This window comes from Heyndrickxia sp. NPDC080065 (assembly GCF_050281185.1).
Taxonomy (GTDB): Bacteria; Bacillota; Bacilli; order Bacillales; family Bacillaceae_C; genus Heyndrickxia.
Window position 1 is genome coordinate 227013 of record NZ_JBNNWS010000002.1, and the last position, 17336, is coordinate 244348.

Below are 17336 nucleotides of genomic sequence, written 5' to 3' on the forward strand. Positions count from 1 at the left end.
CGGGAATCATAATGCTTGATTGACTCCCGTTCTCGCTTCAAATCACTTTGAACGGGAATCATAATGCTTGATTGACTCCCGTTCTCGCTTCAAATCGACTTAAACGGGAATCATAGTGCTTGGTTGACTCCCGTTCTCGCTTCAAATCGACTTGAACGGGAATCATAGTGCTTGGTTGACTCCCGTTCTCGCTTCAAATCACTTTGAACGGGAATCAAAAGATATAAAGGAATCTCTCTTTCATTTAATTTAAGAACGTTTTTTTCTTTTTTCGGTCAATGGCCCCTTCTTCCTTTTACCTTTTAACCACACTTTTTCTTTTTTTAATCAATGCTTAAATATTATTAACGCAAGTTAATAATTCAATATTCCGTCTAATATTAATGGAGTAAAATTCCTTTGCATAATTCCTAGTAGAATGCTATGTTTTTACTGATTGGCTGTTTTCGCATAGATTGTTAGAATCCTAATACCGGTTTCTACTCCATCTTATAAACAAAAAGTATACGAAAAGAGCCTACTGAATTACATATATGGAGGTTACATAATGGGGAAAACACATCATTTTAAGCGCTTGGCTATTGTTCTGTTAATCATGACTTTAGCTCTTGTAACTGCTGCATGCGGTAATAATAACGATACGAAAGAAAAGAAAGAAATGACCGCATGGGATAAAATAAAGAAGGAAGGAACAATTACCGTAGCAACTGCGGGTACACTTTACCCTGCTTCCTTCCATGAATCTAAAACAGACAAATTGACTGGATTTGAGGTAGAAGTCGTTCGTGAAATGGCGAAAAGAATGGGCCTTAAAGTTAATTTTGTTGAAATGGCCTTTGATGGGATGTTAGCATCGATCAATAGTGGAAAAGTTGATGTTGCTGCGAATGATATTGCAATAACAAACGAACGTAAAGAGAAATTTGCATTTTCCACACCTTACAAGTTCTCATTTGCATCTGCCATTGTAAGAAAAAGCGATTTATCAGGAATTAAAACAGTTGAAGATATTAAAGGAAAAAAAGCTGCTGGAGAAGCAACTACTACGTACATGAAGATTGCACGTAAATATGGTGCCGAGGAAGTTACCTATGATAATGCAACGAATGAGCAGTATTTAAGGGATGTATCTTCCGGAAGAACTGATATTATTATTAATGATTATTATTTACAAAAACTAGCTCTTGCTGCTTTTCCTAAATTAAACATCACCATTCATCCGGATCTTAAGTTTAATACTCGCGATGAAGGCGTTGGTATGATCATGAAAAAAGAAAATAAAGAACTCAATGAAAATATTAATAAGACCATCCAACAAATGATAGATGACGGAACGATCACAAAAATTTCAAAACAGTTCTTTGATGGTGCCGATGTAACAAAAAAACCTGATGTTAAGTACTAAGCAAATTTGAAAGGGAGAGGAACGTGGGAAACATCCAATGGGAATATTTTTTTAATTTTAGATTAGCCATCGAATCCTTTCCCTATGTCATCCAAGGTATAGGTTATACATTATTGATTTCTTTGGTTAGTATGTTTTTTGGGCTATTACTAGGATTTTTTCTGGCATTAGGCCGGATGTCTAAAAATCTATTACTCCAAATCCCAGCTCGAGGGTATATTTCCTTTATGAGGGGAGTACCGGTTCTTGTTCTATTATTTATTCTATACTTTGGATTCCCTATGCTTGGAATAAATTTCACTGCTGTAACTGCTGCATTGCTCGGTTTTAGCCTTAACAGTGCGGCCTATATGGCGGAAATTAATCGATCAGCTATTTCTTCAATTGATAAAGGGCAATGGGAAGCAGCTGCATCTCTTGGGCTTTCCTATTGGCAGACAATGCGGAGAATAATTCTCCCACAAGCTATTAAAATAGCTATGCCTCCGTTATCAAATGTACTTTTGGATTTAATTAAAGGCACTTCCTTAGCAGCAATGATTACGGTACCTGAGCTATTTCAAAAAGCGAAAATTGTCGGTGGGAGAGAATTTGATTATATGACGATGTATATTTTAGTTGCCCTTATCTATTGGGGAATATGCTCCATTATTTCTGTATTGCAAAACTATCTTGAAAAGCGGTATGAAGTGAATGAATAAGAGGATGACCAATAAGAATCTTGAACCTTATTGGTCACCCTCTTTTTTTAACAAACTTTACTCTTGTACTATAATATCTCACCAATCCATTGCTCCAATTGATCCTTATTCATTTCTCCTTCAAAAGCCCTTACCACTTTACCATTTCGATTTATAAAAAAGCTTGCTGGGAGATTATAAACTTTGTAGGTATTGTTTACCTTGGATTTCTTATCTTGTGATATTGGGAATGTTAAACCATATTGTTTAATAAATTTATTCACTATAAATTTTGATTCTACTCCATCATCAATGGAAATTACCTCAAATCCTTGTTTATGGTATTTTTCAAAAGCAGCTTGGATATTAGGCATTTCACGTTTACATGGCTCACACCAAGTTCCCCAAAAATTAATAAGCACTGCTTTTCCTTTGAAATCACTCAATTGAAAGGATTCACCTTTAAGAGTTTCCAATTCAAAATTCGGTGCAGTTTTCCCTACCGTTACTTTTCCTTTATTGTCTTTAGTAAGGTTTTGATATAATGTATAGCCAACCATTCCAAAAAGCAAAACTAGAATCAATGTTCGAATCAATAGTCTTTTCTTTTTATTCTTCAACCTCGTCACCTCAGAAATATACATTTATAATCCTATCTTATAAGATTAACACTGTTGAAAAAGAAGAATTTTGTGTAGGTATTGTTACATTTTTAATTTCACAAATTTACGCTTCCCTACTTGAACGACCATTTCATTTTCCACCGAAATATTTTCATGGATGTCAGTTACTTTTTCCCCATTAATTCTGACACCGCCATTTTGAATCATTTTTCGGGATTCACCTTTTGAAGTTTGTAATTTTAACTCGACGAGCAGATCAATGATTCCAATTTGATCTCCCCCTACCCATTCAATTGCCGGAATATCCTCGGGAAGTTCACCCTTTTGAAAAATCTGTTTAAAATTTCCCTCTGCTCTTTTTGAGGCCTCTATTCCATGGTACATTTTGACGATGGTTTTACTTAAAAGCATTTTAGCATCTCTTGGGTGTAGATTACCTTTTTCAAGATCCTCGTTAATCTTCTTTTTCTCATCAAGTGATAAATCAGTTGCAAGTTCAAAATATTTAATCATAAGCTCATCAGGGACGGACATCGCTTTCCCAAACATTTCATTCGGTTCTTCATCTACACCAATGTAATTGTTTTTAGACTTAGACATTTTCTCTATACCGTCTAGCCCTTCAAGTAATGGCAATAGAATAACAACCTGTTTTTCCTTTCCGAAGTGCTCCTGCAAATGTCTTCCCATTAACACATTAAAATGCTGGTCATTTCCGCCTAATTCAATATCACTTTCAAGAGCAACTGAATCGTAGCCTTGCATTAACGGATAGAAGAACTCATGAAGAGAAATGGGTTTTCCTGAAGAATATCGTTCTGAGAAATCATTTCTTTCAAGTAATCTCGCAACCGTAATACTGCCGGCTAAATGAATAATACTCTCCAAATTAAGTTTAGATAACCACTCTGAGTTATAGTGCAGCTCAACCTTTTCCGTATTCAGCACTTTGCCAAACTGTTCAAAATAGGTTTTTGCATTATGCTTTACTTCTTCATCAGTTAATTGTTTTCTCGCAGCCGACTTACCAGTTGGATCGCCAATTTTCCCTGTAAAGTCGCCAATTATTAGCTGTATGATATGTCCATTGTCCTGAAATTGTTTCAATTTATTTAATACGACCGTATGGCCAAGATGCACATCCGGTGCCGATGGATCCAAACCTAGCTTTACCTTTAATGGGACTTCATTAAAGATTGATTTAGCAATTTTATTTTTCAACTCTATAGCAGGAAGAATTTCTTGAACCCCAGTTGAATAAATTTCAAACTGCCTTTCCATTTCTTTTCTCTGATTGTTTGATAATTTATCAATAAAGTTTTCCATAATAATACCTCCTCTTTTTTTCCAATAAAAAACCACGCCCCTAAAAAAGGGACGTGGTTAACGAACACGCGGTACCACCCTAATTGAAGACATTACTCTTCCACTCAAACGTATAACGGTACGTCCGTTCTTTGCTACTCAAAATTCACAAAGAAAGTTCAAGGAGGTAATTCGCATTTATCTATGTGCTGATTTCCACCTGCCATCAGCTCTCTTTTACAGTGAGATAAAATACTACTAATTCCTGTCATTACTTTTAAATATTTCTACTATCATAGCGAAATCCTATAAAGATTTCAACTCCTATTTAGTATTATTTTTTGAATTATCCGGAGAATTTATCTCGAAAAACTCATAAAAATCCATTACAAATTCAGCTTTGTCTTTCAATGCCAGTTTTGCTAAGATAATCTCAATAATACATAGACATATTAAAATCAAAGGTCCAACGATCATTTCAGCATCCTCCTTTACTTACAAAAAAATGTAATAGATGAAACGCGTTTCAGGTCAAGAGGAAAATTAATATAGAAGGGAAATTTTAGATATGGCAAATATTCGTGAAATCGCTAAGCTTGCAGGAGTATCTATTACTACGGTTTCAAGAGTATTAAATAACCATCCATATGTTAGCGAAGAAAAGAAAGAGGCTGTTCATAGAGCAATTGAAACCTTGAACTATAAAAGAAATATACATGCACTCCATTTATCAAAAGGCTCATCAAACATGGTTGGTGTGGTTATCCCTACTATTAATCATCCGTATTTTAGTAGTATAGTGGAGGGAATCGCAGATGAAGCGATGAAGCACGATCTTCAATTAGTGTTGTTTCAAACAAATTATGAAACTACGAAAGAAATTGATTCACTAGAATTATTAAGAGGTCAATTAATCGACGGTCTTATTTTTTGTTCTAGAGCGATTTCTTATGATGTGTTATTAGAATATAAATCGTACGGTCCAATCATTCTTTGTGAAGATTCTGACCAAAGTGACTTTCCATCTATCAGCATCCCACACAAAGAAGCATTTCAGTTTGGCATGGAATATTTAATTTCAAAAGGACATAGTAAAATTGCTTATACACTTGGAAGATTAGAAGGTCCTAACAGTTTAAAGCGTAGAAAAGCATATGCAAGTATGATGAAGAGAATAAATCAAAGTATACATAATGACTGGATATTTGATGAATGTTTAACGATCAATGACGGGACACAAATTGTCGATAAGTATAAGGAATTAAAAGAAAAACCTACTGCTTTTCTTGTGACAAATGACCAAGTGGCTGCTGGATTAAAATTAGCTGCTGATGAGCTACGATTAAAAATTCCGCAAGATATCGCCATTCTAAGCTTTGACAATCAGCCTATTTCACAAATTCTAGGTATTTCTACGATTGAAATTCAAACGAAGGAAATTGGACGTATAGCAATAAAATCAGTCATACAATTCGAGGAAATAATAAAAAAGAAAAAGAATAAAATCTTACTGCCTTTTACATTAATTGAACGATCAACCGTATAGAGTTTACTGGATTGTATTTACAAGTACAGTCACCTTTTTGTAGTTTAAGTTTTACTTTTACAGCCAGACTTCCCCTCCTTTCGAGGAATTTCTCGGGAAATATTTCTTTATTCGACAAATGTTTTTGAAGAGATTCTATGTAGATATTCATTTAGTTCCTTCTTATTTTTTAACGTTATAATGGTCTTTCTCCCCCCTATCAATTGAAAAGCTTTAAAGTTATTATTTATGTTTTTCTTACGTGGATAATATGTTGTTATAATAAATTTAATAAATTCCCAATCGATTTTTTCCTTGCAGCCTTCTGCCATATCGGGGCGGGTTCTTCCGATGTTCTTCAACCATCTTGTTACAACACGATACAAACAAACATATAATGGAAGTTCTAGATAAATAATTGTGTCTGCCTTTTCTGCACGGATATCATAAGTAGACGTATAATTCCCCTCAATAATCCATTGATCTTCTTCTACCATTTTCTTCTGTGCATTTCGAAACTCCTCTAAAGGAGCCTGGATCCACCCTGGTTTCCAAAAGTAAGCATCCAAATGATACACTGGTAAACTCAAGTTTTCTCCTAACTTTCTAGCAAAAGTGGACTTTCCGACGCCTGCCGAAACCCCTATTACCATAATACGTTTCATCCATATATCCCCTTTTAATGTTTTTTCAGCATAATAAAAGATATTTTTCCGAAGATTCATTGTATTCAAGAATATACATATTACCAAATGCACTCTCAATAATCAATTCATTACATAATAGATTTTTCGAAAAAGTAAGTAAAAAATGCATGCGCCGCACGAAATTTCCTTAACAATAATCATTTTGCAGTGGCCTATTTCTTTAATTTAGTAATTTGAAACCTTCTTAAACCATTTCCGTATAATTAACATATATATTACTTGGGGTGATGATAATGGGAGAAATGTTTGACACGGGGGATTTATTATTCAGCTTTGTCCCTATATTTATTGGACTAGTATTTATTATAGTTATTGGAACAATTATAATAAGCGCAATTAAGGGAGTTAGCCAATGGAGAAAAAACGAACAGTCTCCGCGTCTCTCGGTACCGGCAATTGTAAAAGCAAAACGAACCAATGTAAGTAGACATACACACCATAATGACAATGGTTTCGACAATCACAGTACTTCTACTTCTTACTACGTTACATTTGAATTTGATAGTGGAGACCGTTCTGAGTTCCATGTGTCTGGTAAGGAATTTGGTCTGCTTGCAGAAGGTGATTCTGGTACTTTAACCTTTCAAGGAACAAGATATCTTGGATTTGAAAGGAAATATGAGATAGAAACGATGTAAATTAATACTGTTTTGGCGAAGATTGTCCTTTCACATATCCAAAAAGAATGATAGCCACTTATAAAAAGTGAACCATCATTCTTTTTTCTATTATATCAATGATTTTCTTAAATTCTTCAAGTAACGGTAGCGAATAGCAAAGAAATAAATGAGCTGTGCAATCAAAAATCCTGCTAAAACGATAAGCACTTCTTTTGCAATTGAAATCGGATAAAAACTTTGCAATGCCATAAACGCAAATGCACTGTGAACAAATGCTACTACAATTGGGACGAAGAAAAGCAATGCAAGCTGACGAGTAACAATTCTATTTAATTCCCGATCCGTTAATCCTACCTTTGTGATCGTTAAATAAAGTCGTCTGTCATAATCTAAATCAGCATAAAGTCTGAAGTATAGAAAGCTGCCCGCCGCGATAAAGAAGACGGCACCAATTAACAATGCAACGAACAACATCATTTTAAACATACTCATTTGATTTTCATAAATCGTTCCACTAACTGTCATTGCATAAGGACTACCTTCAGACCCAAACTTCATTCCATTATCGACTAAATTTTTCGAGATTCCGGCTGTTTTCTCCATATTATCTACATAAAAACCAGTAAACATATTTATCTTTGCCGGTTTAATTTTTTTGTAAAGCTCATCACTTACTACTAATCCTGCATTTTGGTAAGTCGCATTTGAAAGTACAACATGCTTGGTCATTTTATCCGCATTAACCTTTAATTGATCCTGCTTTAAAGTATACGTAGCGGTTCTTTCAGACATTATAACCATATTTGACAGAAGCATAGAGAGTGCTTTATTTCCCTGTATTGGCTTTTCGGTAAATTCAAAATCTGCAGCCTTTGCTATTTTTTTGTAATCCGAAAAAGAAATTAAATATAATTTTTCAGGTGGATATTTATCTGTTGATTTTGCAACCTCCACCACTTTTATTGGAGTTTGAAGAATCGTATATGTTAAGTTTCTTTCTTTTAACTCTTTTTCAATTTGTTGTATATTTTGCTTTTGCATAGGTGAGTTATCAAGTGCTAAGTAACTGATTTCTGCAGGATAGTCTGCCTCTACCTGCTTATTCATTACATTCATGGAAGCTAACGTTCCAATCGCACAAAAAGCGACTGTTGATACGATCGTTACCATGAAAAACATACGTGCATTATCCTTTAAACGGTATGCAAGTGATGAAATTGTAACCAAATTTGTCCGCTTCCAAAATAATGAACGATTTTTTTGGAGCAATTTTGTCATGAATACGGATAGCTGAGTAAAAAAGAAATATGTTCCAACAATAGTCATACCGATAACTGGTAGCATGCGCCACAATAGCGACTGCATCGTCGCTGTTGCTGCTAAGTAATAGCTTGTAATAAGCAGAATGGCTGACAAAAGAGATAACAAGATAGACACTTTTGGTTCCTTTTTAGGTTTTTCCCCTGCTTGAAAAAGATCAATTAACTTATTCACTTTTAATAGAATAGTTGTAAACAAAGAAATGCAGAAAAATAAAACAAGAAAAGCACCGATTGTTAATATTAATACAGTAGAAGACAATACAAATGGCAGTGGATCAATACCGATCATTTTTGATCCTATCAGTAAAAATAGCTTTCCAGTAAGCATTCCTAAACCAATACCGACAATAATTGCGCCTATACCGATTAACATATTTTCTAAAAATACCATCCGATTTAACTGTCCTCTAGTCATACCATGCATCATTAATATCCCAAATTCACGTTTTCGAGACTTTAAGAATGTACTTACAGAATAGAGAACAAACATAAATGAAAATACATACATAATGATCTCAGCTGCTATCATTAATTGAACAGCAAGCGAAGCAGTAACTCCACTTTTTATATTGGGGTGGAAAATAAAAAGTGCATAAACAAAGAAAATTAATACTGAAAAGGCACTGCTTAGAAAATAAGCGGCATATGTCCGTTTATTACGGACAACATTTCTATATACGAACTGTGGAAAGGTCACGACTATCCCCTCCTAACAAGGCAAGCATATCAATGATTTTTTGGAAAAACGCTTGGCGGTTATCTCCACGGTAAATTTCATTATAAAGCTGTCCATCTTTAATAAAAATGACTCTATGACAGTAGCTTGCAGAAACCGCATCATGCGTTACCATTAATGCTGTCGCACCATCCTCTCTATTGATAGATGTTAATGTTTCCATTACATCTTTTGCTGCCTTTGAATCTAGGTTACCAGTTGGCTCGTCAGCTAATATTAGTGATGGTCTATGAATAATTGATCGTGCAATGGCTGTCCTTTGCATTTGTCCACCTGAAATTTCAAACGTTCTTTTCTTTAAAATGTGATCAATGCCTAGCTTTTTCGTTACTTCCTTAAGCTTTCTATCCATTTCACGTACACTTTCTCCATCAAGAGTAAGTGGAAGAACGATATTTTCTTCTACAGTTAATGTGTCTAACAAATTAAAATGCTGAAAAACAAAACCTAGTTCATGACGTCTAAATAACGCTGTTTCTTTTCGGTTAAGTACATGAGGATTTTTCCCATTAATAATGATTTCCCCAGATGTTGGTTTATCAATCGTTGCAATTAAGTTTAAGAGTGTCGTCTTACCACTCCCAGATGGTCCCATAATCCCAACAAATTCACCTTTTTCAATGGAGAAATTAATATTATCCAATGCTTTATGCGCTACTTTACCTTCATATATCTTTTCAATATGCCTCACATCTAATATTGACATCATTTTCACTCCTGTTCGATTTGTATCTTCATTCTATCTGAAAACCACCTTCCCAAACTATGTCCCAAACTTACAGTTAGCTTACACAATTGTAAGGTTGCAGTTTTCCTTGTAAGTGTCCACCTCACATGGAAAAAAGATTGAAATGTCCACAAACGGTGTCAGGCACTATGTGTAAAATTACACATAGTGCCTGACGTTTTTTAGAAGAGGAGGCGAACTGTGGTGCCTTGGTTGATGGTTGATTCTATTTCAATGCGGTGGCCTAGCTTTTCACATATTTGCTTGACGAGGAATAGGCCCATTCCTGTTGATTCTTGGAAGTTTCGGCCGTTTTCACCTGTGAAATAGGGAGTGAACACACGAGGTAAATCACTTTCAGGTATTCCGACACCCTCATCTTGAATTTCCAACACCGTTTTGATACCTCGGATTTCACTTCGGAAGTAAATTTTCCGATTTTCTTCCACTGTGTATCGAATCGCATTTGTTATTAATTGATTGATGACGAACGACAGCCATTTTTCGTCTGTTGCAATGAATAACTTCTCATCAATTTGGACCGCTGGAAACACACGCTTCCGAATAAATAAACGTTTTTGACTAGATATAACGGAGCGAACAACACGTTCTAACTGGAGATTCTCTACATAGAAATCTCGTTCAAATGTATCGAGTCTTGCTGTATATAGAACCGTTTCCAATCCTTTTTTTAGTCGATCCAGCTCGTCACCAATTGCTGCAAAACGAGGATCATCCTCCTCTTGAATCATTAAATGAATGACAGATACAGGTGTTTTCATTTGATGTACCCATTGATTAATAAACTGAACATGTCCTTCAAGTTTATATTTATAATTGTGTAAGTCAGTTCGATAATGCTGAAATTGACCTAACAGAAGCTCTTGCAAGCCTTCTGATAATGGTGTTTGTTGAACTTCATTAATAAACTCATCGACACGAGTAAGTGGATTCTCCAACCTTTTATAAAATGAGCGATTAGATAAATAGCGAAAAATTAAATATCCAATCAGGAGGCAGCCACTTAATAATGCCGTATATAAAATAGTCATGATATTTTGAAAGCCGCCTAGCCAATAGATCAGTGAAACGACAAAAATTTGAAGCAAATATATAAAAATGAGCGGAAGCTGCTCACGAAAAAAAAGTTTCATTCAATTCTCCCCCAATTTGGGGAAAATCGATAACCTTGTCCACGTATCGTTTGAATAGTATCATCAATACCTAGTGTTGCCAGCTTTTTTCGAACACGAGTAATATATACATTTAGAGTATTGTCATCCACAAAAGCTTGGTCATCCCAAATTTTTTCTAAAAGTCGATCACGACTAACAACCCGCTCCGACTTTTTCATTAATTCATCCAAAATTTTTGCTTCTGTATGACTTATTTCTATATCTTGATCTTTTAAGGAAAGTATTAATCGTTCAACATCCAGTTTTAATCCATTCACCATAATCTTACGGTCATTATTAGAATTAGCATATGTACCGTATGCTCGACGAAGCTGGCTATTAATTTTGGCGATGACAATTTCGTAGTCAAACGGCTTCGTAATATAGTCATCAGCTCCATTCTCCAGTGCCATAACTTGATCCATTTTTCCATCTCTTGCAGAAATAAAAAGGATTGGACAGGTAGAAATACTTCTAATTTGTCGACACCAGTAATACCCATCAAACTTCGGCAAATTAACATCTAATAAAACGAGGTGTGGTTCATACTGTTCGAACTGCTCCTTCACTGTTTCAAAATCCGTTACAGACATTGTTTCATAGCCAAATTTATGTAAATGCTCTTTTAATAAGCTAACAAGTTGTTTATCATCTTCAATAATGAATATTTTGGACATTTAAGTATCCCCTTTCAATTTGTCCCTCATTAAAGTGTATCAAAAATTTACCATATAAAAAGAAGGAAAAATTAAATTTACTATAGAGCCTTTGTAATAACCATTGAGGTGGATAAGAACTTCCCTTTCATCTCCAATTATCTTAAACACTTTTCCAATAACAATAAAGTACATTTGTAAGTTCTATATAATTATTTCCATTGTGACTATTTTTGGTATTGTATTTTCGATAGAATAAGATTAAGTTCAGAAATTAAGGAGCATCGTGATGAACAATCGAATTTTATTTGTTGAAGATGATGAGTCTATTCGTGAGATGGTAGAAAGTTATTTAACGAAGGAAGGGTTTCTAATTACCACTGCCAAAGATGGAGTAGAAGCCGTTTCTGCATTTTTTAGTGATACATTTGACTTAATTATTCTCGATATTATGATGCCTAAGCTTGATGGGCTAGAAGTGATGAAGATCATCCGTGAAAAAAGCACAGTACCTATCTTAATTATGTCTGCTAAAGATAGCGATACCGATCAAGCACATGGTTTAGGATTGGGAGCAGATGATTATTTATGTAAGCCATTTTCAATGGTTCAATTAGTCGCTCGTGTAAAAGCACAAATTCGTCGTGCCACCCAATACTCTCACCAAAATGAAACAGAACAGACAATCTATGTAATAGGAGACTTAAAGATAGACATACTTAATTACTTTGTAATGAAAGAAAATAAACCTATTAAACTAACATCAAAAGAGTTCGAGATTCTTAAACTGTTTGTTACTCACCCTAATCGGGTTTACACGAAAGCACAAATTTATGAATTAATCTGGAACGATGATTACTACGGAGATGAAAATATCATTAATGTACATATGCGTAGATTGAGAGAAAAAATTGAAAATGATCCGTCAAATCCACAATATATTAAAACATTATGGGGAATCGGATATAAACTAGAAGGACAATAAATATGACGATCATTTTAGCAATAATCATTGTTGTATTAGTAGGAATTATATTTTTTCAATACCTAGAGAAAAAGGCAATGAACACTAATTTAACTTATATTTGCGAAAAACTCCAATCCATACTTGATAATCAAACGAATGAAAAACTATTAGTTGTAACAGATGATAAGTATCTTAAATCATTGTTAGTAGCCATCGACCAACTACTTGAAGTAAACGCTAAAATGAAAGCAAATTATATCAAAACCGAAAATTCAATGAGGAAGATGCTTTCAAATATTTCACATGATTTAAAAACACCACTAACAGTGATTCTAGGGTATATCGAAATATTAAATGTCGATACAACCATGAAACAGGAAGAAAGAAATCAGCTGCTAGAGAAGCTTCACTTAAAAACTAGGGAAGTATTAGATCTCATAAATAAATTTTTTGATTTAGCCAAACTTGAGTCTGGAGATAAAGATATCCCATTAACAAAGGTAAATATTAATGAGATTTGCCGAAAAAATATCCTTTCCCATTATGAAACACTTTCCTTGAAGCAGTTTGAAGTTAAAATCGAAATACCTGAAGCAAACCTTTTTGCATTAGGTAATGAAGAAGTGCTTATTCGCATTTTAAATAATCTCATCACTAATGCCATTACATATGGTGAAGATGGGAAAATGATAGGTTTATCAATTAGAAATGATGATGAATTTGTCTTTATTGATATTATTGACAAAGGAAAAGGTATTGAAGAGTTACATATTGATCGTGTATTTGAAAGAATGTATACACTAGAAGATTCACGAAATAAGGATTACCAAGGCAGTGGTTTAGGACTGACCATTACAAAAAGACTAGTTGAAGCATTAGGTGGCGAAATTCATTTAGTTAGTCAACCATATGAAAAAACAGTTTTTACTATTATGCTAAAAAAAATATCCTATTAGTTTGAAAAGAGCTTGTAGAAAACTGCAAGCCTTTTAACGTTTGTAGGAAAGATGTTCCGAATCCGAGCTATATGGAAAGAAAAAGAAACTTGTAATAAATGAGCAAGAAAAAAGAGATGCTTGTTCCTTACATTCTCTTTATTAGCCGCTACACAAATACCTTTTAAATGTAAAAGGAGAAATTCACATGTCATATATATTAAAAACAAATAATTTGACGAAAGTGTTTCATGGAAAAGAAGTAATCTCACAAGTAAATATGCATGTCAAAAAAGGAGAAATCTACGGTTTTATCGGTCCAAATGGTGCAGGAAAAACGACGACAATGAAGATGATGACCAATTTAATTAAGCCTACGAGTGGGGAAATTGAAATTTTTGGGGAAAAATTAACAAACACCTCCTATAAAATATTAAAAAGAATAGGAACGATGATTGAATATCCTATCTTTTACGAGAAATTAACGGCAGTTGAGAATTTAGAGATTCATTGTGAATACCTGGGGTATCATGATAAGACAGCAATTAAGCGGGCGTTAGATCTGGTAGGATTAAAAAATATAACCAACAAGCCTGTAAAGAATCTTTCACTTGGGATGAAACAAAGACTTGGAATTGCCCGTGCCATTATGACAAAGCCAGAGCTGTTAATTTTAGATGAACCAATCAATGGACTCGATCCAACTGGAATTAAAGAATTAAGAGATTTGTTTAAAATGCTTTGTAAAGAATACGGGATTACCCTTCTTGTTTCCAGCCACATATTAGGAGAAATAGAGCAAATAGTTGACACCATCGGGGTTATTAATAACGGGAAATTAATTGAAGAAATTTCATTAGAAAACATTAATGGACAGCATACAGAATTTATTGAAGTAACTGTTGATGATTGTAAGAAGGCGGCATTTATATTAGAAAATAAGCTTCATATATCAAATTTTAAAGTGATAAATAATAGCATTATACGAGTATATGATTCCAGTGCTGCTCAAACGGAAATTATAAAAGCTTTTATATTAAATGATATATCAATAGAGTCAATTAACAAGACAACAAGTACTCTTGAAGATTATTTCTTAAAATTAATTAATGGCGGCGGCATACATGTTTAATATTAAAAAAAAAGGAGGCACATATTCCTGTGTTCTCCTTCTTTTGTCATCTTTTTTGGTATTACTCACTTTGTCTTATTTTCAAAAATTAAGGCTTAACTCTTTTCCCTACTTCAACACTTTTGCTTGTTCTATGAGACGTTTCATCGCTTGAATTTGTCCTAAGTGGTTAGCTTCATGCATTAATGTCAAACCAGCTAATTCTCCAAAGGTTTCTAGTCCCATGAATGGTTTATCAAGCTTTACATTAAATTGTTCCATTGGAATTTTTTGCAGACGATCTAATTGTTCCTTTAACTGAGGAATTAGTTCTTCAATTGGCGGGATTTCTCCTTCCCAATCTGCAGGCTTCGTTCCATTTCCAAAAAGCTCAATGTAGTTTGTTGGAAGATGGTTTGTTTTATGAGGAAATCCTAACATAAACTGTTCTGTAACCGTTAAAACATGGCCGATTTGCCAATGGATTGTATTGTTAAATCCGGCTGGCTGTACACTTGCTGTGTCGCCTGAGATTGTTTCTACATTTTTTATAAAATATCCTCTTGTTAGCTTAAATTGTTTAATCAAAAGTTCATACATCTATTTTCTCTCCCTTCTTAGTGCCTCACCATAATATATATCATTATTTCAATGGTAGAACAAAAAATAAATATGCCTTTAGTTTTATTTTACTTTGTTCCAGGTGCAGGATGATAGTCTCCCTGAACATGGTGTTTGTGACCTTTATCGAATGAAGTTTCAAAACTGTAATAATGGACATGCATCCCTTTCTCACTGGTTTCGCAGCTTCATACTTTACATTTAAAAATTCATATGTTAAATTAACCAATGAACCAATCATCCTACAAATTAGAGGTGGAAGCATGGAAATTTCGAAAACAAATCGTCTATCACTTGTAGAACAGGTAGTATTCCAAATAGAATCTTTAATTGAATCGGGAACTTGGCTTGTTGGGAGTAAAATCCCACCCGAATTAGAATTAATGCAGCAATTTGATGTAAGTCGTAATACTCTTAGAGAGGCAATCAGAGCGCTCGTTCACGCTGGACTCCTGCAAACAAAACAAGGAAGCGGTACATATGTATGTTCTTCCAGTGTACTAGGAGCAGCCCTTGAACGGAGAATTCAGAAGGCAAATTTATTAGAAATACTAGAAGTTCGACATGCTCTTGAACGTGAAGCTGCACAATTAGCGGCTATAAGACGTAATCAGGAAAATATTGCACGTATTCAAGAAATTCTTAAAGCATGTGAGAAAGCTGCCGAACAAAATGATCGTAAAGCATATGTTAAAGCAGATATTGAATTGCATAAAGAGATTGTAGAAGCGTCTCATAACGGTATATTAATAGATTTATATAAACATATGACGTCTTCCTTACAAAGCTCTATTCAAAATTTGACAAAAATGACTACACATACAGATTTCCATATAGGTATACACCAGGAACTGGTTGAAGCGATCGTAAAACAAAATGCGGATCAAGCTATAGCAGTAGTAAATGAATATATTACGCAATTTAAAGAAGCATTAATGTAGATAGGAGGTATCTCATGAGTTTACAAGAAGTCTCATTACAACAAGAACAATCAAAAACCAAAGTTACTACAAAAGCAAAAATTATTTTACTTATTATTGGAATTATCCTGATTGGTGCAAATCTAAGAGCACCGTTAACATCTGTCGGACCATTAATCGGATCTATTCGTGAAAATTTCGGAATATCCAATGCTGCTGCAGGTTCTTTAACAACTGTTCCCTTGATTGCGTTTGCTTTACTTTCACCTTTTGCACCAAAACTATCCCGTCGCTTCGGAATTGAAAATATTCTTTTCTTTTCATTAATTTTCATAACCGCAGGTATTGTACTAAGATATTTTGATGGGGTGAGTGCATTATTTACAGGTACTATTCTGATCGGTTTAGGAATTGCGATCTGTAATGTGCTGCTACCAAGTATGATTAAACAAAATTTTTCTCAGAACGTCGGAGTTATGACAGGGGTATATTCTGTTTCGATGAATCTATTTGCAGCTATTTCTTCGGGGTTAAGTTTGCCCATGGCCACAAAATTTGGATTGCATGGATCACTTGGGTATTGGGCCATTTTTTCAATTATTGCCATTTTATTTTGGATTCCACAAATTCGTTCAGGCGGGCATGCTAAAAATACTGTAGCGGTAAACCAACAATCGGTTAACTTATGGAAATCAAGTTTAGCTTGGAAAATAACATTCTTTATGGGATTACAATCATTAATGTTTTATACATTTGTTGCTTGGCTTCCAGAAATTCTCGGCCAACAAGGAATTAGCTCTAATTTAGCTGGATGGATGCTTTCATTAATGCAGTTTGCTGTTATTCCATTTACATTTATCGTTCCTATTATAGCAGGAAAAATGAAAAATCAGCTTTTACTAGTAACGATTACTGCGCTTTTCTTTATCGTAGGATTATTCGGCATTTTAATTGGAAACGTGAAATTAATCCCTTTATTTATCATGATGGTCGGTATTGCCTCTGGATCTGCATTCAGCTTAGCGATGATGTTCTTTAGTCTACGCACAAAAAATTCTCAACAAGCAGCAGAGCTTTCCGGAATGGCACAGTCATTTGGTTATTTACTTGCTGCTATCGGACCAGCTTTGTTTGGCATTTTACATGATGTGTCACATAGCTGGACACTTCCTTTATGGGTACTAATTATTGGTTCTTTCTTCTTCTTTGTTTTTGGTATTGGTGCAGGAAAAAATAAATTTGTTTTAAGTAAATAATGCTACTACCTTGACCTTTTAAAAGAAAATGACAGAGGGAGTTGG

General features: G+C 34.4%; 18 protein-coding genes and 1 other annotated feature. Of the genes, 9 read left to right on the top strand and 9 right to left on the bottom strand.

Annotated features, from left to right (window positions below; genetic code table 11):
- Positions 1–547 precede the first annotated feature (547 nt).
- Positions 548–1405, top strand: coding sequence for a transporter substrate-binding domain-containing protein (locus tag ACQKP0_RS03245; RefSeq protein ID WP_427404368.1), 858 nt, complete (start codon positions 548–550; stop codon positions 1403–1405).
- A 23-nt stretch (positions 1406–1428) separates the two neighbouring features.
- Positions 1429–2106, top strand: a complete 678-nt coding sequence (locus ACQKP0_RS03250) for an amino acid ABC transporter permease (protein ID WP_427404369.1) — start codon at positions 1429–1431, stop codon at positions 2104–2106.
- Positions 2107–2174: 68 nt separating this feature from the next.
- Here ACQKP0_RS03250 and resA read toward each other — a convergent pair whose 3' ends face one another.
- The 3 genes from resA to ACQKP0_RS03265 form a co-directional block, all read right to left on the bottom strand.
- The gene (gene resA, locus ACQKP0_RS03255; protein ID WP_427404370.1) at positions 2175–2705 is read right to left on the bottom strand and encodes a thiol-disulfide oxidoreductase ResA; all 531 of its coding nucleotides are present in this window, start codon (positions 2703–2705) and stop codon (positions 2175–2177) included.
- Between the two features lie 84 nt (positions 2706–2789).
- Entirely contained in the window at positions 2790–4034 is a 1245-nt protein-coding gene (gene tyrS, locus ACQKP0_RS03260) for a tyrosine--tRNA ligase (RefSeq protein ID WP_427404371.1), read from the bottom strand.
- Between the two features lie 44 nt (positions 4035–4078).
- Positions 4079–4294 (bottom strand) — a binding site (T-box leader).
- Positions 4295–4337: 43 nt separating this feature from the next.
- Positions 4338–4490 (bottom strand): hypothetical protein, encoded by a 153-nt coding sequence (locus ACQKP0_RS03265; RefSeq protein WP_427404372.1) that lies wholly within the window; start codon positions 4488–4490, stop codon positions 4338–4340.
- Positions 4491–4581: 91 nt separating this feature from the next.
- Between ACQKP0_RS03265 and ACQKP0_RS03270 the strand changes: the two genes are divergently transcribed.
- Positions 4582–5559, top strand: coding sequence for a LacI family DNA-binding transcriptional regulator (locus ACQKP0_RS03270; RefSeq protein WP_427404373.1), 978 nt, complete (start codon positions 4582–4584; stop codon positions 5557–5559).
- Positions 5560–5666: 107 nt separating this feature from the next.
- On the opposite strand, the gene ACQKP0_RS03275 is transcribed toward ACQKP0_RS03270, so the two are convergent.
- Positions 5667–6203: a topology modulation protein gene (locus ACQKP0_RS03275; RefSeq protein ID WP_427404374.1), complete on the bottom strand. Its 537-nt coding sequence runs from the start codon at positions 6201–6203 to the stop codon at positions 5667–5669.
- Between the two features lie 275 nt (positions 6204–6478).
- Between ACQKP0_RS03275 and ACQKP0_RS03280 the strand changes: the two genes are divergently transcribed.
- Positions 6479–6883 carry a DUF2500 domain-containing protein gene (locus tag ACQKP0_RS03280; protein ID WP_427404375.1) on the top strand — a complete coding sequence of 135 codons (405 nt, stop codon included), beginning with the start codon at positions 6479–6481 and terminating at the stop codon, positions 6881–6883.
- A 90-nt stretch (positions 6884–6973) separates the two neighbouring features.
- Here ACQKP0_RS03280 and ACQKP0_RS03285 read toward each other — a convergent pair whose 3' ends face one another.
- From ACQKP0_RS03285 to ACQKP0_RS03300, 4 genes are all read right to left on the bottom strand, one after another.
- Positions 6974–8884 (bottom strand): ABC transporter permease, encoded by a 1911-nt coding sequence (locus ACQKP0_RS03285; RefSeq protein WP_427404376.1) that lies wholly within the window; start codon positions 8882–8884, stop codon positions 6974–6976.
- Positions 8859–9629 carry an ABC transporter ATP-binding protein gene (locus ACQKP0_RS03290; RefSeq protein ID WP_427404377.1) on the bottom strand — a complete coding sequence of 257 codons (771 nt, stop codon included), beginning with the start codon at positions 9627–9629 and terminating at the stop codon, positions 8859–8861. Before ACQKP0_RS03290 ends, ACQKP0_RS03285 begins: the two co-directional genes overlap by 26 nt.
- Before the next feature lie 203 nt (positions 9630–9832).
- Positions 9833–10804 (bottom strand): sensor histidine kinase, encoded by a 972-nt coding sequence (locus ACQKP0_RS03295; protein WP_427404378.1) that lies wholly within the window; start codon positions 10802–10804, stop codon positions 9833–9835.
- Positions 10801–11502, bottom strand: a complete 702-nt coding sequence (locus ACQKP0_RS03300) for a response regulator transcription factor (RefSeq protein ID WP_427404379.1) — start codon at positions 11500–11502, stop codon at positions 10801–10803. Before ACQKP0_RS03300 ends, ACQKP0_RS03295 begins: the two co-directional genes overlap by 4 nt.
- Before the next feature lie 268 nt (positions 11503–11770).
- Here ACQKP0_RS03300 and ACQKP0_RS03305 point away from each other — a divergent pair, with 268 nt between their 5' ends.
- The 3 genes from ACQKP0_RS03305 to ACQKP0_RS03315 all read left to right on the top strand — a co-directional run bounded on the left by ACQKP0_RS03305 (position 11771) and on the right by ACQKP0_RS03315 (position 14515).
- On the top strand, positions 11771–12466 hold the full coding sequence (locus ACQKP0_RS03305; RefSeq protein WP_427404380.1) for a response regulator transcription factor: 696 nt from the start codon (positions 11771–11773) through the stop codon (positions 12464–12466).
- 2 nt (positions 12467–12468) lie between these two features.
- Entirely contained in the window at positions 12469–13404 is a 936-nt protein-coding gene (locus ACQKP0_RS03310; protein ID WP_427404381.1) for a sensor histidine kinase, read from the top strand.
- A 187-nt stretch (positions 13405–13591) separates the two neighbouring features.
- Positions 13592–14515: an ABC transporter ATP-binding protein gene (locus ACQKP0_RS03315; protein WP_427404382.1), complete on the top strand. Its 924-nt coding sequence runs from the start codon at positions 13592–13594 to the stop codon at positions 14513–14515.
- Positions 14516–14623: 108 nt separating this feature from the next.
- Here ACQKP0_RS03315 and ACQKP0_RS03320 read toward each other — a convergent pair whose 3' ends face one another.
- A complete protein-coding gene (locus ACQKP0_RS03320; RefSeq protein ID WP_427404383.1) occupies positions 14624–15094 on the bottom strand; it encodes a DinB family protein in 471 nt (156 codons plus the stop codon).
- A gap of 284 nt (positions 15095–15378) precedes the next feature.
- Between ACQKP0_RS03320 and ACQKP0_RS03325 the strand changes: the two genes are divergently transcribed.
- Both ACQKP0_RS03325 and ACQKP0_RS03330 read left to right on the top strand, forming a co-directional pair.
- Positions 15379–16056, top strand: a complete 678-nt coding sequence (locus ACQKP0_RS03325; protein WP_427404384.1) for a FadR/GntR family transcriptional regulator — start codon at positions 15379–15381, stop codon at positions 16054–16056.
- Positions 16057–16070: 14 nt separating this feature from the next.
- Entirely contained in the window at positions 16071–17291 is a 1221-nt protein-coding gene (locus ACQKP0_RS03330; protein WP_427404385.1) for a CynX/NimT family MFS transporter, read from the top strand.
- Positions 17292–17336: the final 45 nt, after the last annotated feature.

Excerpts from the sequence above, each read along its gene's own strand:
- ACQKP0_RS03290 (WP_427404377.1), bottom strand. The coding sequence starts at position 9,629 with ATGTCAATATTAGATGTGAGGCATATTGAAAAGATATATGAAGGTAAA.
- ACQKP0_RS03280 (WP_427404375.1), top strand. The coding sequence starts at position 6,479 with ATGGGAGAAATGTTTGACACGGGGGATTTATTATTCAGCTTTGTCCCT.
- ACQKP0_RS03325 (WP_427404384.1), top strand. The coding sequence starts at position 15,379 with ATGGAAATTTCGAAAACAAATCGTCTATCACTTGTAGAACAGGTAGTA.
- ACQKP0_RS03330 (WP_427404385.1), top strand. The coding sequence starts at position 16,071 with ATGAGTTTACAAGAAGTCTCATTACAACAAGAACAATCAAAAACCAAA.
- ACQKP0_RS03265 (WP_427404372.1), bottom strand. The coding sequence starts at position 4,490 with ATGATCGTTGGACCTTTGATTTTAATATGTCTATGTATTATTGAGATT.
- ACQKP0_RS03270 (WP_427404373.1), top strand. The coding sequence starts at position 4,582 with ATGGCAAATATTCGTGAAATCGCTAAGCTTGCAGGAGTATCTATTACT.
- ACQKP0_RS03320 (WP_427404383.1), bottom strand. The coding sequence starts at position 15,094 with ATGTATGAACTTTTGATTAAACAATTTAAGCTAACAAGAGGATATTTT.
- tyrS (WP_427404371.1), bottom strand. The coding sequence starts at position 4,034 with ATGGAAAACTTTATTGATAAATTATCAAACAATCAGAGAAAAGAAATG.
- ACQKP0_RS03300 (WP_427404379.1), bottom strand. The coding sequence starts at position 11,502 with ATGTCCAAAATATTCATTATTGAAGATGATAAACAACTTGTTAGCTTA.
- ACQKP0_RS03245 (WP_427404368.1), top strand. The coding sequence starts at position 548 with ATGGGGAAAACACATCATTTTAAGCGCTTGGCTATTGTTCTGTTAATC.
- ACQKP0_RS03275 (WP_427404374.1), bottom strand. The coding sequence starts at position 6,203 with ATGAAACGTATTATGGTAATAGGGGTTTCGGCAGGCGTCGGAAAGTCC.
- ACQKP0_RS03315 (WP_427404382.1), top strand. The coding sequence starts at position 13,592 with ATGTCATATATATTAAAAACAAATAATTTGACGAAAGTGTTTCATGGA.
- ACQKP0_RS03305 (WP_427404380.1), top strand. The coding sequence starts at position 11,771 with ATGAACAATCGAATTTTATTTGTTGAAGATGATGAGTCTATTCGTGAG.
- ACQKP0_RS03295 (WP_427404378.1), bottom strand. The coding sequence starts at position 10,804 with ATGAAACTTTTTTTTCGTGAGCAGCTTCCGCTCATTTTTATATATTTG.
- ACQKP0_RS03310 (WP_427404381.1), top strand. The coding sequence starts at position 12,469 with ATGACGATCATTTTAGCAATAATCATTGTTGTATTAGTAGGAATTATA.